This is a genomic window from Streptomyces sp. NPDC107654 (assembly GCF_055639035.1).
Genome location: NZ_JBVKBI010000005.1, coordinates 290,662 through 305,889, shown reverse-complemented (window position 1 = coordinate 305,889; position 15,228 = coordinate 290,662). Strand labels below are relative to the sequence as shown.

11 protein-coding genes are annotated in these 15,228 nt (G+C 71.4%); 6 read left to right on the top strand and 5 right to left on the bottom strand.

Features of this window, described 5'->3' with window-relative positions; translation table 11 throughout:
- The first annotated feature begins 12 nt into the window (after positions 1-12).
- A complete protein-coding gene (locus ACZ7N4_RS12000; RefSeq protein ID WP_471356813.1) occupies positions 13-2,598 on the top strand; it encodes a bifunctional FO biosynthesis protein CofGH in 2,586 nt (861 codons plus the stop codon).
- A gap of 51 nt (positions 2,599-2,649) precedes the next feature.
- Positions 2,650-3,222: a hypothetical protein gene (locus ACZ7N4_RS11995; RefSeq protein WP_471356810.1), complete on the top strand. Its 573-nt coding sequence runs from the start codon at positions 2,650-2,652 to the stop codon at positions 3,220-3,222.
- Here the strand turns inward: ACZ7N4_RS11995 and ACZ7N4_RS11990 are convergent.
- The gene (locus ACZ7N4_RS11990; RefSeq protein ID WP_471356808.1) at positions 3,215-3,721 is read right to left on the bottom strand and encodes a DUF2165 domain-containing protein; all 507 of its coding nucleotides are present in this window, start codon (positions 3,719-3,721) and stop codon (positions 3,215-3,217) included. The genes ACZ7N4_RS11995 and ACZ7N4_RS11990 overlap by 8 nt on opposite strands.
- Positions 3,722-3,901: 180 nt before the next feature.
- Between ACZ7N4_RS11990 and ACZ7N4_RS11985 the strand changes: the two genes are divergently transcribed.
- On the top strand, positions 3,902-5,017 hold the full coding sequence (locus ACZ7N4_RS11985) for an ADP-ribosylglycohydrolase family protein (RefSeq protein WP_471356806.1): 1,116 nt from the start codon (positions 3,902-3,904) through the stop codon (positions 5,015-5,017).
- A gap of 39 nt (positions 5,018-5,056) precedes the next feature.
- Here ACZ7N4_RS11985 and ACZ7N4_RS11980 read toward each other — a convergent pair whose 3' ends face one another.
- Both ACZ7N4_RS11980 and ACZ7N4_RS11975 read right to left on the bottom strand, forming a co-directional pair.
- Positions 5,057-6,622, bottom strand: a complete 1,566-nt coding sequence (locus ACZ7N4_RS11980; RefSeq protein WP_471356803.1) for a sodium:solute symporter family protein — start codon at positions 6,620-6,622, stop codon at positions 5,057-5,059.
- Between the two features lie 109 nt (positions 6,623-6,731).
- The gene (locus ACZ7N4_RS11975; RefSeq protein WP_471356801.1) at positions 6,732-7,520 is read right to left on the bottom strand and encodes an SDR family oxidoreductase; all 789 of its coding nucleotides are present in this window, start codon (positions 7,518-7,520) and stop codon (positions 6,732-6,734) included.
- A gap of 74 nt (positions 7,521-7,594) precedes the next feature.
- Between ACZ7N4_RS11975 and ACZ7N4_RS11970 the strand changes: the two genes are divergently transcribed.
- Positions 7,595-8,446, top strand: coding sequence for a hypothetical protein (locus ACZ7N4_RS11970; protein ID WP_471356799.1), 852 nt, complete (start codon positions 7,595-7,597; stop codon positions 8,444-8,446).
- Positions 8,447-8,449: 3 nt separating this feature from the next.
- Here the strand turns inward: ACZ7N4_RS11970 and ACZ7N4_RS11965 are convergent, their stop codons facing one another.
- Together ACZ7N4_RS11965 and ACZ7N4_RS11960 are read right to left on the bottom strand one after the other, a co-directional pair.
- Complete coding sequence (locus ACZ7N4_RS11965; RefSeq protein WP_471356797.1) at positions 8,450-10,321, bottom strand: MFS transporter; 1,872 nt, start codon at positions 10,319-10,321, stop codon at positions 8,450-8,452.
- Positions 10,322-10,522: 201 nt separating this feature from the next.
- Entirely contained in the window at positions 10,523-13,030 is a 2,508-nt protein-coding gene (locus tag ACZ7N4_RS11960) for a D-alanyl-D-alanine carboxypeptidase (protein WP_471356794.1), read from the bottom strand.
- Positions 13,031-13,211: 181 nt separating this feature from the next.
- Between ACZ7N4_RS11960 and ACZ7N4_RS11955 the strand changes: the two genes are divergently transcribed.
- Entirely contained in the window at positions 13,212-13,964 is a 753-nt protein-coding gene (locus ACZ7N4_RS11955; RefSeq protein ID WP_471356791.1) for a GOLPH3/VPS74 family protein, read from the top strand.
- Between the two features lie 231 nt (positions 13,965-14,195).
- Positions 14,196-15,053: a helix-turn-helix domain-containing protein gene (locus ACZ7N4_RS11950; protein WP_356145903.1), complete on the top strand. Its 858-nt coding sequence runs from the start codon at positions 14,196-14,198 to the stop codon at positions 15,051-15,053.
- The last annotated feature ends 175 nt before the right edge of the window (positions 15,054-15,228 follow it).

Genomic DNA, 15,228 nt, shown 5'->3' with positions numbered 1-15,228 from the left:
TATGCTCAAGGGATGACGACTTCCGCGACCTCCGGAACCGGCCCCACCGAGAACTCCATGCGTCGCGCCCTCAAACGTGCCCGGGACGGCGTCGCCCTCGACGTCGCCGAGGCGGCGGTGCTCCTCCAGGCACGCGGTGAGGACCTGACCGCCCTCGCCGCCTCCGCCGCCCGGGTGCGGGACGCGGGCCTGGAGGCGGCGGGCAGGCCCGGCGTCATCACGTACTCGAAGAGCGTCTTTATCCCCCTCACCCGGCTGTGCCGGGACAAGTGCCACTACTGCACCTTCGCCACCGTGCCCGGCAGGCTGCGCCGCGCCGGGCACGGGATGTTCATGTCCCCCGACGAGGTGCTGGACATCGCCCGCAAGGGTGCCGCCCTCGGCTGCAAGGAAGCCCTGATCACCCTCGGCGACAAGCCGGAGGACCGCTGGCCGGAGGCGCGCGAGTGGCTGGACGCGCACGGCTACGACGACACCATCGCCTACGTCCGCGCGATCTCCATCCGCATCCTGGAGGAGACGGGTCTGCTGCCCCACCTCAACCCGGGCGTGATGACGTGGACGGACTTCCAGCGGCTCAAGCCCGTCGCGCCGAGCATGGGCATGATGCTGGAGACGACCGCCGAGCGGCTGTGGTCCGAGCCGGGCGGCCCGCACCACGGCTCCCCGGACAAGGAACCGGCGGTACGGCTGCGGGTGCTGGAGGACGCCGGCCGTTCCTCCGTGCCGTTCACCTCCGGCCTGCTCATCGGCATCGGCGAGACGTACGAGGAGCGCGCCGATTCGCTGTTCGCGCTCCGGAAGATCTCCCGGGCCCACCACGGCATCCAGGAACTGATCATCCAGAACTTCCGCGCCAAGCCGGACACGGCGATGCGCGGCATGCCGGACGCCGAACTGGACGACCTGGTCGCCACGGTGGCGGTCGCCCGGCACATCATGGGCCCCTCGGCCTGCCTCCAGGCCCCGCCGAACCTGGTCGACAGCGAGTACGAGCGGCTGATCGGCGCCGGCATCGACGACTGGGGCGGGGTCTCCCCGCTGACCATCGACCACGTCAACCCCGAACGCCCCTGGCCGCAGATCGAGGAACTCACCGAGCGCTCCCGGGCGGCCGGCTTCACCCTGCGCGAACGGCTCTGTGTGTACCCGGAGTTCGTCCGCCGCGGCGAGCCCTGGCTGGACCCGCGGCTGCGCCCGCACGTGTCGGCCCTCGCCGACCCGGAGACGGGCCTGGCCCGGGAGGACGCGGTCGTGGAGGGCCGGCCCTGGCAGGAGCCGGAGGAGGTGTTCACCGCCTCCGGCCGCACGGACCTGCACACGGCCGTCGACACCGAGGGCCGCACCGGCGACCGGCGCACCGACTTCGACGAGGTGTACGGCGACTGGGACGCCCTGCGCGAGGCGGCGGCCCCCGGGATGGCCCCGGAGCGCATCGACGCCGATGTGCGCGAGGCGCTGCGCACGGCGGCCGACGACCCCACCCGGCTGACCGACGCCGAGGCCCTGGCCCTGCTGCACGCCGACGGCCCGGCGCTGGACGCGCTGTGCCGGGTGGCCGACGACGTGCGCAGGTCGGTGGTCGGCGACGACGTCACCTACATCGTCACGCGCAACATCAACTTCACCAACGTCTGCTACACCGGCTGCCGGTTCTGCGCCTTCGCGCAGCGCCGCACGGACGCGGACGCGTACACGCTCTCGCTGGAGCAGGTGGCGGACCGCGCCCGGCAGGCGTGGGACGTGGGCGCGGTCGAGGTGTGCATGCAGGGCGGCATCCACCCGGACCTGCCGGGCAGCGCCTACTTCGATATCGCCAAGGCCGTGAAGGACCGCGTCCCGGGCATGCACGTGCACGCCTTCTCCCCGATGGAGGTGGTGAACGGCGCGACCCGGACCGGGATGTCGGTCCGGGAGTGGCTGACCGCCGCCAAGGAGGCGGGCCTGGACTCCATCCCCGGTACGGCGGCGGAGATCCTGGACGACGAGGTGCGCTGGGTGCTGACCAAGGGCAAGCTGCCCACGGCCACCTGGATCGAGGTGGTCACCGCCGCGCACGAGCTGGGCATCCGATCCTCGTCCACGATGATGTACGGGCATGTGGACCAGCCCCGCCACTGGCTCGGCCACCTGCGCACACTGGCCCGGATCCAGCGGGAGACGGGCGGCTTCACCGAGTTCGTGACGCTGCCGTTCATCCACACGAACGCCCCGGTGTACCTGGCGGGGATCGCCCGGCCGGGCCCGTCGATGCGGGACAACCGGGCGGTGACGGCGATGGCCCGGCTCCTGCTCCACCCCTGGATCACCAACATCCAGACAAGCTGGGTGAAACTGGGCACCGAGGGGGCGGCGGAGATGCTCCGCTCCGGGGCGAACGACCTGGGCGGGACGCTGATGGAGGAGACGATCTCCCGCATGGCGGGCTCCTCCTACGGCTCGTACAAGTCGATCCGCGACCTGGTCGCGGTCGCGGAGGCGGCCGGCCGCCCCGCCAAGCCGCGCACCACGCTCTACGGCGAGGTGCCGGAGGAGCGGCGGCGGACGGCCGAGGCGTCCGACGGGCACCTGCCGGATCTGCTGCCGGTCCTGGACTGAGTACGATGATCCGACCCCTGTGCTGAGAAGAGGGGACCCGTAGCGGAGGAGATGCGTCCCGTGGCTGCCCGACTGCCCTCGTGGGCCTGGGTCACCGGTCTGACGACGGGGGCGACCGCCGTCGTCGTCGCCCTCGCCGTACAGGCGGACGCCGGGCCGCATCCCACGGCCTCCGTGGCCAGGCCCGGCACCTCGGCGTCGGCGCGCCCGCACGCCACGCTCACACCGGAGGCACCGGCCGAGGACGCCCTGCCGGACGGATCGGGCGAGGGCCGCCGGATCGTGTACTCGCTCGGCGAGAAGCGGGTCTGGCTGGTCGACGCGACCGGCAACGCGACCCGCACGTTCACGGTGTGGCCGGGCACGGTGAGCCCGCAGCCCGGCCGCTACTCGGTCACCCTGCGCACCCAGTCCCTCAAGGGCTCGGACGGCGTGGAGATCGAGCACGTCATGTACTTCACCAAGGCGGACGGCGTGAACATCGCCTTCTCCAACGCCCTGGACGGCGCCTCCCCGCCCCCGGCGAACGGCCAGAAGCTGGGCGGCATCCGCCTCCACAAGGAGGACGGAGCCGCGCTGTGGGCCTTCGGCGACCAGGGCACGCGGGTCGCGGTCGTCAAATAGCGTCCCGGCGGCCGTCGGGCAGCTGGTTCACGACCAGCGCCACCCCGGCCAGCAGGAAGATGCGGGTCGCCGCGTCCAGCCCGTTCCACGTCTTCGACTGCCACATCGCGAACCACTCGCCGCCGATCGCGATGAACCCGGCGCCGAAGAGCAGCAGCAGCATCAGCAGCCCGTAGGTGGAGAGGCGCCGGGCACGCTCGTGATCCCGCCGCGCCCACAGATACGTGCCCCAGAGCAGGACCAGGGCGGCCACCGTCTCCCACACGATGATCAGGACGTACGCGGTGTCCTGGAGAGCCGTGCTGGTGACGGCCCGCCACATCAGGTCCTCGTCCTTGAACGTCGTGTCCATCGCCAGCACATGCCGTACGAACTGCTGGTTGGTCCCGAAGTCGGTGATGTTCCCGAGGGCGACCAGGGCGATGTAGAGGGCGAGTATGCCGGTGAGCACACCGGCGGCGAGGCCGAGGCCGGTGTGGCGGGTGGGGGTGGTGGTCATGAACGAATTCTCGCCGCTACGCCCCGCCCGCTGCCGCACGCTTTGCGCCAAGAACGGCGATCAACGCCCCGCAAGGTGGCCGAGCATGCCGCCCTGGCCGGTCCGCCCCCGTGAACCGAGTGACCCCGGTCGACTACATTGCTGGGCGTCGTACAGGCGGACGGTGCCGTGGGAGGTCTGGTGGGGGCGACGACCGGTGCCGTCTGGGGCCGTGCCGAGCAGCAGGACTTCCGCAGCCGGGTGCGCGGCACGCTGCTCGGGGCCGCGGTCGGCGACGCGCTGGGCGGACCGGCCGACCCGCTGTCCCTGGAGGAGATCCGGGCCGCGTACGGCGGTGAGGGGCTGCTGGACCTGGCCTTCGGCCACGGCCGGCGCGGCACCGTCACCCACCACACCCAGCTGACCCTGTTCACGGTCGACGGGCTGATACGCGCCCAGGTACGCCGTGACACCGGCGCCTGGCACCCGCCGACCGATCTGCACCGGGCCTATCTGCGCTGGGCGTCCACCCAGCGGGACTGGGGGCCCGACGAGCGCCGCAAGGACGACGGCTGGCTCGCCCGCGAGGAGTGGCTGTACGCCCGCCGGGATCCGACCCGCGCACTGCTCATCGGGTTCGGCGACGACACCATGGGCACGCCGGAGTCCCCGAAGAACCCGGGCGAGCTGGGCCCGGAGGCGGTCGCCCGCTCCGCCCCCTTCGGCCTCCTCGTCGGCTGGGAACCCCAACTGGTCGTCCAGCTCGCCGTGGAGTGCGCGGCCCAGTCCCACGGCCACCCCATCGCCTACCTGTCGGCGGGCGCGTACGCCGTGATCGTGCACGCGCTGGCCCGGGGCGACAGCCTGGACGGCGCCGTGCAGCGCGCCCTCGCCCTGCTCGCCGTGCGCCCCGGCCACCAGCCCGTCTCGGACGCCCTCCAGCACGCCCTCGGCGCGGTACGGCAGGGCATACCGACGCCCTCCCGGGTGGAGGAACTGGCCGGCGACGGCACGGCGGACGGGCTGCTGGCCGCGTCGGTGTACTGCGCGCTGGTGGGCGAGGACGTCCGCCACGGGCTGGGCCTGGCGGTGAACCAGAGCGGCCCCTCCGCCGCCGCCGGCGCCCTGACCGGCGGCCTCCTCGGCGCCCTGCACGGCGAGACGGCCCTCCCGCCGGCCTGGCTGGCCGAGCTGGAGGGCCGCCCCACGATCCTGGAGCTGGCCGACGACTTCGCGATGGAGATGACCCAGGGCCCGGCGCTGCACGGCCCGGCGGGGTCGTCCCCGGGGTGGCTGGCGAGGTATCCGCGGGCCTGAGGGAGGATGCCGTGCCGGCCGCTGCCGCGGCGGCGACCGCTACGGCGCCCCCACCACGTCGTCGCCCGCACCCGCGGGGACCGGCACGGCCCGCGCGGCCCCCTCGTCGCCGTCGGTGTTCACCTTCTCGATGATCGCCAGCCGCTCCGGTGTGTCCTCCGGCTTCAGGTAGCCGATGGCGATGTACAGCACGAGGGAGACGGCGAGCGGGATGGACACCTGGTACTGGAGCGGCACGCCCCCGTCGATCCGCCAGTTGACCGGGTAGTTGACCAGCCAGAACGCGAGCAGTCCCAGGGCCCAGCTGACGAGCGCCGCCGTGGGGCCGGAGCGGCGGAACGGGCGGAGCAGACCGAGCATCATCGGGATCGCCATCGGACCCATCAGACCGGCGACCCACTTGATGACGACGGTGATGATGTCCTTGAACGCGGGGGAGTTGACCTGCGTCGCGGCCGCCATCGACAGCCCGAGGAAGACCACCGTCGTGACGCGTGCCGCGATCAGCCCGCTGCGCGCGTTCCACTCCCGCGCCCGCGCCGAGATCACCGGCGCGCAGTCCCGCGTGAAGACGGCGGCGATGGCGTTCGCGTCGGAGGAGCACATCGCCATGGTGTGGGAGAAGAACCCGACGATGACGAGACCGAGCAGCCCGTGCGGCAGCAGCTGTTCGGTCATCAGGGCGTAGGAGTCGGAGCCGTCCGGCTTCTTCGCCGTGACCAGCAGCGGTGACATCCACATCGGGAAGAACAGGACCACCGGCCAGACCAGCCAGAGGATCGCCGACAGCCGGGCCGAGCGTTCGGCCTGGCGGGCACTGCCGGTGGCCATGTACCGCTGGGCCTGGTTGAGCATGCCGCCGTTGTACTCGAAGAGCTTGATGAACAGGAACGCCAGCAGGAACACCGTGCCGTAGGGGCCGACCAGCGGCTTGCCGTGGCCGTGCAGCGCGGGCTCGTCCCAGGCGCCGAGGAAGCCGATGTCCTTGTCGTTCAGCTTCGCCACGACCGCGACGAACATGGAGACGCCGGCGAGCAACTGGATGACGAACTGGCCGAGTTCGGTCAGCGCGTCCGCCCACAGGCCGCCGATGGTGCAGTAGACGGCGGTGATCGCGCCGGTGATGAGGATGCCCTGGTTCAGCGACATCCCGGTGAACACCGACAACAGGGTGGCGATCGCCGCCCACTTGGCACCCACGTCCACGATCTTCAGCAGCATGCCGGACCAGGCGAGGGCCTGCTGGGTGGGCAGGTTGTAACGGTTCTTCAGGTACTCCAGCGGGGAGGCCACGTGGAGCCGGGAGCGCAGCCGGTTGATGCGCGGCGCGAACAGCTTCGACCCGATGGCGATGCCGAGCGCGATGGGGAAGGACCAGGTGATGAAGGAGGTGACGCCGTAGGTGTAGGCGATGCCCGCGTATCCGGTGAACATCACGGCGCTGTAGCCCGACATGTGGTGCGAGATGCCGGAGAGCCACCAGGGCATCTTGCCGCCGGCCGTGAAGAAGTCGGAGACGTTGTCCACGCGCTTGTGCGACCAGACGCCGATCGCGACCATCACACCGAAGTAGCCGATGAGCACGGCCCAGTCGAGACTGTTCATGTGCCCGATCGTGGGTCTGTCCACATGAACGCGACAAGCAAGCGGTAGGTCAAGTCACGGCAAAATTGTTCGTTGTAGTGACCTGTGTTCAGCCATATGAACAAACGGCCTATCTCATCAGCTCCCCGGCGTTCACGAGCAGCGACTGCCCGGTGATCGCCCGCGCCCGGTCGGAGGTGAGGAACACCGCCGCTTCGGCCACATCCCCGTCCGTGGCCAGGTCCGGCAGTGCCATCCGCTCGGTCAGCCGCCCCAGCACCTCCTCCTCCGGCACCCCCTCGCTCCGCGCGGCGAACCGGACGTACGCCTGCACCGGCGGCCCCCACATCCAGCCCGGCAGCACCGAGTTCACCCGGATCCGGTCCGGCCCCAGCTCCCGCGCCAGCGAGTACATCGCACTGGTCAGCGCCCCTTTCGAGGCGGCGTAGGCGGCCTGCCGCACCTGTGAGGGCGCGGCCACCGCGGACTGCGTCCCGATGAACACCACCGACCCGCCCCCCGCCGCCCGCAGCGCCGGCAGGCAGGCCCGGGTCATCCGCAGCGTCCCCAGCAGGTTCACGTCGAGGACGGACTGCCAGGTCGCGAAGTCGGCGTCCGCCAGCCCGCCGAAGTACGTGTCCCAGGCGGCCACCTGCACCACCGCGTCGATCCCGCCGAACCGCTCCCGCGCCAGTTCCGCCAGCGCCTCGCACTGCCCCTCGACGGTGATGTCGGTCGCCCGGAACGCCGTACGCGTCCCCTCCGGATCGATCACGGCCGCGCTCCGGGCGAGGTTCGCCCCGGTGCGGGCGCCGAGAACGGCGTTCCCCCCGTCCCGCACGACGGCGGCGGCGACCTGGTGGCCGAGTCCGGCGCCGACCCCGGAGACGACGACCGTCTTGCCCGCGAGCAGCGGCATGGAGGCCTCCCGGACCCTGGCGCTTCACCTGACGGGGCGTCAGAGTATGGGCGACCGCAGGAAAGGGGAACCGCATGAGCGAGGACACCCGCGAGGACACCCGCAGTGGGACGTACGCCGAGCTGGCCGCCGTCGGGCCGTACGGTGTCCGTCCCGGTCACGCCCTGATCACCATGGTCGAGCCGCACCCCGGCCACGAGTACGCGTACAACCGCTGGTACGAGGACGACCACTACTACGCCGGCGCGATGGCCATGCCCTGGATGTACGCGGGCCGCCGCTGGGTGGCCACCCGCGAACTGCAGCTCCTGCGCTACCCGGAGAAGTCGGCGGTCGCCCGGCCGGTCACCGCCGGCTGCTACCTCTCCACCTACTGGATCACCGCCGGCCGCTACGACGACCACATGAGGTGGACGGTCGCCATCAACAGGCGCCTCAACCGGGACGCCCGTGTCTACCACGACCGCACCCACGTCTTCACGGCCTTCCAGGACCACGAGACCACCGTGTACCGGGACGGCGCCGCCGGACCCCGGGACGTCCACGCCCTCGACCACCCGTACGCCGGCCTGGTGCTCGAGGTGATCGACAGCGACGCGCCCGAGCAGCGGGCCGCGCTGCTGGAGTGGCTGCGCGCCCGGCACCTGCCGCGGCGCCTCGCCGGTTCCCCGGCCGCGCTGGTCACCGTGTTCCGGCCGACCCCGCTGCCGGGCGACCGCATGACCTACGTCCGGCAGGTCGAGGGCGTCGGCACCCGGCTGACGCTGCTGTGGTTCCTGGAGCGGGACCCGCGCGCCTGCTGGGCGGAGCACTTCACCGGCCTGGAGGAACAGGTGGCGGAGTCGGGCCTCGGCCGGGTGGAGCTGGTCGCGCCGTTCATCCCGACGGTGCCGGGCACGGACACGTACGTGGACCGGCTCCGCTGACCGTCACGGCTTCCTCAGCTCGTCCGGGCAGGGCGTGCCGCGCGGCAGCTGGTAGGGCGCCGCCAGATGGTACGTCCCGGCCCTGGGCGCGTGCAGCACGGTCCACTTGTCCCCGTCGACGTCCTCCGGCGTCGCCATCAGACACGCCTTGGTCTTCGCGTAGGGCCGGCTCTTGCCGTGCTCGTCGACGACGCTCAGCCACGGCGAGTACGGGATCCGGATCAGGATCCGCCCCGGCTTGCGCACCCGCAGCGTCATCTCGCCCTGCTCGGCCCGGTCCACCACCGCGTTCGGCTCGGCGAGCGGCGTCGGATCGGTCACCTTGAACAGCTGCCAGTTGGCGTCGCCCCAGATCTGCCGCAGGTACGGCATCCCGCGCTGGAGCAGCTGACGCTCGCCGCCGTCCCCGTCCACGTTGTCCTTGGGCAGCACCACGTAGTGCACCGCCCACCGCTGGAGCCACTCGTGGTAGGTCGCCGAGTTGAGCGTGTCGTCGTAGAAGAGCGGGTTGCGCTCCATGTCGGCCTGCCGGTTCCAGCCGCGGGCCAGGTTGACGTACGGCGCGAGCGCGGACGCCTCCCGGTGCGAGCGGGCCGGGACCACCTCGACACGGCCCTTCTCGGCGCCGGCCTTCTGCAGCTGGTTGACGAGCGGGGCGAGCTCCCTCGCCCAGGACGCGGCCGGTGTGGTGTGGATGATGTCGTCCACCGACTTGAAACCGAGCCAGCCGACGAAGCCGAGGAAGGCCACCACGGTCACGTACCACTTGCGGGACCTCGGCACGGTGTACGGCAGGGCCGCGACCAGCGTCGCGCCCGCGAACAGCATCGGCAGCCGCGAGATGTTCGACCCGATCTGCGAACTGATCAGCCAGACCAGGACCACGGAGACGCTGTAGACGCCGGCCGTCAGCCGTACCGTCACCCACTCCTTCGGCACCAGGAACAGGCAGAACAGGCCGTACAGCAGGGGCATGACCACCGAGCCGAAGACCATCGGCTGGGTGCCGGAGAACGGGAACAGCCAGGCCGACACCGCGACCACCGCCGACGGCGCGAGCCCCAGCGCCCAGGCGCCCGGCCGCCGCTTCTGCAGGAACAGCGCGACCGCCACCAGGCCCACGAACAGCCCGGCCACCGGCGAGGCCATCGTGGCGAGCGCGGCCAGCGGGGCGGCGACCAGCGCCTTCGCCCAGCGTTTGTACCGCCACCGGTACGGCCAGCAGAAGACGGCCGCGACCGCGCCGAGCGCGAACATCGTGCCGAGGCCGAAGGTGACCCGGCCGGAGATCGCGTTGCACAGCAGCGCGAAGACCCCGGCGAGCGAGGCCCACAGCGGGTTCCGCACCGCCCGGCTGCGGATGAGGACCATCGTCAGCAGGCCCGCGGACACCGTTCCGGCGATCATCATCGTCGTACGGACGCCGAGGACCGACATCAGATACGGCGACACCACGCTGTACGACACTGGGTGCATGCCGCCGTACCAGGCGAGGTTGTACGCCGAGTCCGGGTGCCGGCCGACGAACTCCGCCCACGCGTCCTGCGCCGCGAGATCGCCGCCGCTGTTCGCGAAGGTGAAGAACCAGATGATGTGCAGGACGCCGGCGAGCGCCGTGACCGACAGCACGGGGTGCCGGAGCATGCGCTGCCGGAGGGGCTCCAGGAGGGCGAGCGGGCGCGCGCGCCCGCGGGGGCGTGCGTCGGGGTGCGCGTCGCAGTGCCCGTCGGGCCGTACGCCGAAGGCGCGGCCGTCCGCGGCACGGCTGCCGTCCGCGTCAGGCCTGTCCGTCATGGACGCACGTATTCGCTGGCCGGATCCCGATCCGGGGCCCGGATCTGCTTCGTCGGCGCGTGTCGGCTCCGCTGTGGCCACCTGAAGGCACTCCCCGTGTCCCGTTTTCTCTTCCCGGCCGGCTTCCCACGGTGTTCCCGGCCGTTTTCCGTCCCATTCGCGGCCCGGTTCCCGGGACCGGCGACCTGCCCCGATTCGTGACGCTAGCACGCACCCCGCCACGGGGCTCCCGGGTGGGGCCCGGCGTAGGGCGGGGTGCGCTGCGGGCGGGGGGCGGGGCGGTCAGCCCAGCCGGGTCAGCTTGGCGCCGAAACCGGGCTCGGCCAGGTCCTTCTCCAAGGCCACCGGAACCTTGACCGCACCGGCCGTCCCGTCACCCACGGTGAGCGTCCCGACGCGGGTCCCGGCCTTCGCGGTGTGCGGCACCGTCCCGGAGGCGAACGACAGCCTCACCTTCATCCCGGCCCAGCCGGGCGTCGTGACGTCCTTCGTGACGACGATCGGGGTGTGGCCGCCGAGCCGGTCGTCCACGTAGCCGACCACGTCGCCCTTCTTCAGGATCTTCGACGAGGTCAGCGCGTCCTGGGCGGCGAGCAGCGCGGTCTGGCTGACCGTGTTGACCGTCTTGAGGATCTCCCGCTTGTGCTGGCCGAGGACCGCGCCGACGAGCGTGACCGTCTGCCCGCCGACCTTCTTGCGGGAGGCGAAGAGCAGGTTGCCGCCGGCCGCGGTGGTGCTGCCGGTCTTGATGCCGATCGCGCCGATCCGGTACGGCAGCTCGTTGTAGTTGGGCCAGAACTTGCCCGAGGGGTCCGTCCAGCTGGCCGCGCTGCTGATCGCGACCAGGGCCGGGACCTTCACGAACGCGCGGCCCAGCTTCACCTGGTCCTCGGCCGTGGAGACGGTGGTCTCCTTCAGGCCCGACGGGTCGGTGTACGTCGTGCGGGTCATCCCCAGCTCCCGCGCGGTGGCGTTCATCTTCTTCACGAACGCCGCCTCCGAGCCCGCGTCCCAGCGGGCGAGGAGCCGGGCGATGTTGTTGGCGGAGGGGATCAGGACGGCCGACAGGGCCTGCTTCTCGGTGAGGGACTCACCGGCGTGGACGGTGTCGAGCGTGGACTCGCCGTCCTTGTTGTAGCCGCCCTCCTTCTCCGCCGTCGCGTCGACCTTGATCTTCGGACCCTCCTCGCCCGCCTTCAGCGGGTGCTCCTTGAGGATGATGTACGCGGTCATCGTCTTGGCGACCGAGCCGATGGCCACGGGGGTCTGCTTGCCGAAGTGGCCCATCGTGCCGACGCCGTCCGCGTCGATCCAGCCCTGGCCCTCGCCGGGCCACGGCAGGTTCGTGGTGCCGCCGTCGAAGGTGTACGTCTCCTCGGCGGTCAGCGCGAGGGTGGGGGACGGCAGCGGGCGGAACGCCTGTACGACCGCGAAGACGATCACCAGGAGCAGGACCAGCGGGGTCCAGATCTTGACCCGGCGCACGAGCGTGCGGACCGGGGTCTCCGGGGGCGGCGGCGTGTTCGTCAGCTCGGCCAGCAGGTCCAGCGGCGGCTTGGGCGGGAGCGGCTGCTGGGTGGTGCGCTCGGGGCCGACCTGGGGGACGGGGGTGGTGGCGTCCGGGGCCGGCTGGGGGGCGGCGGGCTTGGGAGCGGCCGGCTTGGTCAGGTCGTCCCTCAGCGCGACGAACTTGCTCGTGCGCTCGGAGTCGGACTCCGCAGGCTTGGGCTTGCCGCCGAGCTTGAGCATGGTCGTGGGCTGATCGACGGCGGGCTTCTTGGGCTGTACGGCCTTGAAGACGGTGGTCGGCTGATCGACGGACGCCTCGGCTGCGCCTTCGGCGTCCGTCTTCCCACCCGCACGGGTTGCCTGCGGCGGGTCGGCGGGGGCCTCCGCCTCGGCTGCGCCTTCGGCGTCCGTCTTCCCACCCGCACCACCCGTGCGGCTTTCGTCGTCGCCTGCGGGTGGCCCCTGTGGGGCGTCCCCGCCGTCGGCGGCCTTCGGCCCGTCCTCGGCCTTCTCGGCCTTCGCGACTTCCTCGGCCTTCTCGGCCTCTTCCGTCTCGGCTACGCCGTCGTCGGGGGCCTCGGCTTCAGCAGCGGCCTCGTTCGCACGTGCGTCGTCCTCGGCACCGGACGCATCCTCCGCGCCGGCGTCAGGCTTCGCCTCGGCCTTCTCGTCCGCCTTGGCGTCAGTGCTCCCGTCGGCCTTGGCCTCGGCGTCAGCCTTCGCGTCGGCCTTGGCCTCGGCGTCAGCCTTCGCGTCCGCATCGGCCTCGGCGTCAGCCTTCGCGTCCGCATCGGCATCGGTGGCCGCCTGCTGCTCCGCGTCCGCCTCGCCCCTGGTCTCCGCGGTCTCCGCGTCGGACGGCTCCCCGTCCGCCGTCTCCGTCTCCGCCCCGGCCTCGGCGCTCGCGCCGGACGCCGCCTCAGCCTTGAGTCCCGCGTCCGACGGACCCTCAGCCTCGTCCTCGGCCGCCGACTTGGAGGCGGTCGGGTGTGCGGGTGTGCCGGGCTTGGGGTCGCGGACCCAGGCGGAGACCGCTGCCTTGAGGGCGGATTCCTCGTCGGTGGCGGTCGGCTTCGCTTCGGCGGGGGACTCCGGCCGTACCGTCAGGACCTTCGTCGCCATGTCCGAGCCGCCGCCCGAGGAATCCTTCTCACGGGACACGGCGAGACGCGGATCGCGCGCCTCGGGAACCGAACCCGCACTCCCCGACGTCGGTTCCGCCGACGACTCGCGCTGCTTCGACCTGTCGGGGGACTCGCCCGCCACCGATGCCTCCTCCATGCGTCGCACGTCCACGTGTGCGCCCTGTCCGAACCATGTACCAGTGTCCTGTGTGAGGGCTTGGCCCCTGCGGTAGACGAGAACGACATACCTACCGGTTCCCTCACGAACCGGTCACGCGCCCTCGACAGACCAATGTGAGAGGGGTCACCCTGTCATTCATCCACGCGGGGAGGCATGGATGGGCAGGAGCCGCAGAACACTTCCGGAGGAGCTTCTGCTGCTGGCACTGGACCCGGCCACGGGTACCACTGCACAGCCGCAGTCGCTCGACCTCGGTCTGGCCGGTGCACAGCTAGTGGAGCTGGCGCTGGCCGGACGGATAGCCCCAGACGGGGATCGTATCGCCGTGGTGGTACCACGGCCGACAGGAGATCCGACTCTGGACTGCGCGTTGGAGTTGCTGCGAAGGCGTGGCGCTCCCGTGCGTGCCGTCCACTGGATCGGCGGGCCCCGGCTGGGGCTCAGGCAGACCTACCTCTCGCATCTGGAGCGGTGCGGCATGGTCGCCGCCGTGCCCGGCCAGATGTGCGGGGTGCTGCCGACGACGCGTTACCAGGCGACGGACACCGCCATCAGCCGGGAGATCAAGGCCCGGCTGGACTCCGCGATCCGCACCGGCGTACCGCCGGACCCGCGGACCGCGGCGCTCGCCGCCCTGGCGCACGCCGTCGGGCTCGGCAAGCATCTGTACCCCGGGAACGAGGGCCGATCGTCCAGGTCCCGGTTGCGGGATCTGATCCGGCACGACCCCATGGGCGGGCTGGTCGCGCACGCCGTCATGGACGTGCAGAACGGTGCGGCGGCCCAGCCGCGCCGCGGCCCGGTCGCGGGCGGCCGGCAGGCCGCCTCCGGAGTCCGGGCGGCGGAACCCGCACACGGGGTTCCGATGCAGCCGCACCGCGGGTCCATGGCACGCGCCGTGGCCCACTGAGCCGCACCCCAGGTCCCCACAGACCCGGTTCGGGAGCCGCTGGTCCGAGCGGGGCGGTGAGACCCCTGTGGTCTCGCCGTCCCGCTCGACTGCGTCCGGTGGACAGGAGGTCGAGGCGGCTGCCGCATATCCTCCGTTTCCCAGCGGTAGAAAGCACCTTGGTGGCAGTCTGCTCAACAGCAGATACGGAAAGTGTCAAGTAACAGGCAGGCAGCCGGAGGTGCACGTCCCGTGGCGTCCAATGTCAATCCCACCGTCAGGCGGCGCCGGCTGGGCCAGGAGCTGCGCAGACTGCGCGAGCTGAAGGGCATGACGGCCGAAGAGGTGGCGGAGCGGCTGCTCGTGTCGCAGTCGAAGATCAGCAGGCTGGAGAACGGCCGGAGAAGCATCAGTCAGCGCGACGTGCGTGACCTGTGCGGGGTGTACGAGGTCGAGGACCAGCGGATCGTCGACTCGCTGATGGAGATGGCCCGGGACTCCCGGCAGCAGGGGTGGTGGCACACCTTCGGTGACATCCCGTACAGCGTGTACATCGGTCTGGAGACCGACGCCGAGTCGCTGCGGGTGTACGAACCCCAGCTGGTGACCGGTCTGTTGCAGACCCGCGCCTACGCCGAGGCCCTGGTGCAGGGCGCGTTGCCGGAGACGTCGACCGCCGAGATCGAGAAGCGGGTCCAGGTGCGGATGCGCCGACAGGAACGTATCACCGCCCAGAACAACCCGCTCCGGCTGTGGGTGGTGCTGGACGAGGCCGCCCTGAAGCGGGTCGTGGGCAGCCGGCTGGTGATGCGGGAGCAGCTGGAGCACCTGATCGAGATGTCGCAGCTGCCGCACGTCACCGTGCAGGTGCTGCCCTTCGACGTGGGCGCGCACCCGGGGCTCAACGGCCAGTACGCGATCCTGGAGTTCGCCGACGCGGCCGACTCCAGCGTGGTGTACCTGGAGGGCGTCACCAGCGACCTCTACCTGGAGAAGGCGCAGGACGTGCAGAAGTACGCCGTGATGTACGAACATCTGCGGGCACAGTCCCTCAATGTGGAGGCATCCCGGCAATTCATCGCGGATGTGGCGAAAACGTACGCCGACTGAGGTCAGGCCACAGCGGGCGCGGGATCGTACACCGTCGGTCGGCTCCAGTGGAAGGCTCACCTGGAATATGCCATCCGGTCGAGTGAACGACTACGCCGCCAGGCGCAGTTGCCCGGTAGCGTCGATCACGCCAATCAGACGACATGGTTGGCGTGAACCGCACTACCGCAACTCG

Excerpts from the sequence above, each read along its gene's own strand:
- ACZ7N4_RS12000 (WP_471356813.1), top strand. The coding sequence starts at position 13 with ATGACGACTTCCGCGACCTCCGGAACCGGCCCCACCGAGAACTCCATG.
- ACZ7N4_RS11970 (WP_471356799.1), top strand. The coding sequence starts at position 7,595 with ATGAGCGAGGACACCCGCGAGGACACCCGCAGTGGGACGTACGCCGAG.
- ACZ7N4_RS11955 (WP_471356791.1), top strand. The coding sequence starts at position 13,212 with ATGGGCAGGAGCCGCAGAACACTTCCGGAGGAGCTTCTGCTGCTGGCA.
- ACZ7N4_RS11990 (WP_471356808.1), bottom strand. The coding sequence starts at position 3,721 with ATGACCACCACCCCCACCCGCCACACCGGCCTCGGCCTCGCCGCCGGT.
- ACZ7N4_RS11995 (WP_471356810.1), top strand. The coding sequence starts at position 2,650 with ATGCGTCCCGTGGCTGCCCGACTGCCCTCGTGGGCCTGGGTCACCGGT.
- ACZ7N4_RS11980 (WP_471356803.1), bottom strand. The coding sequence starts at position 6,622 with ATGAACAGTCTCGACTGGGCCGTGCTCATCGGCTACTTCGGTGTGATG.
- ACZ7N4_RS11960 (WP_471356794.1), bottom strand. The coding sequence starts at position 13,030 with ATGGAGGAGGCATCGGTGGCGGGCGAGTCCCCCGACAGGTCGAAGCAG.
- ACZ7N4_RS11975 (WP_471356801.1), bottom strand. The coding sequence starts at position 7,520 with ATGCCGCTGCTCGCGGGCAAGACGGTCGTCGTCTCCGGGGTCGGCGCC.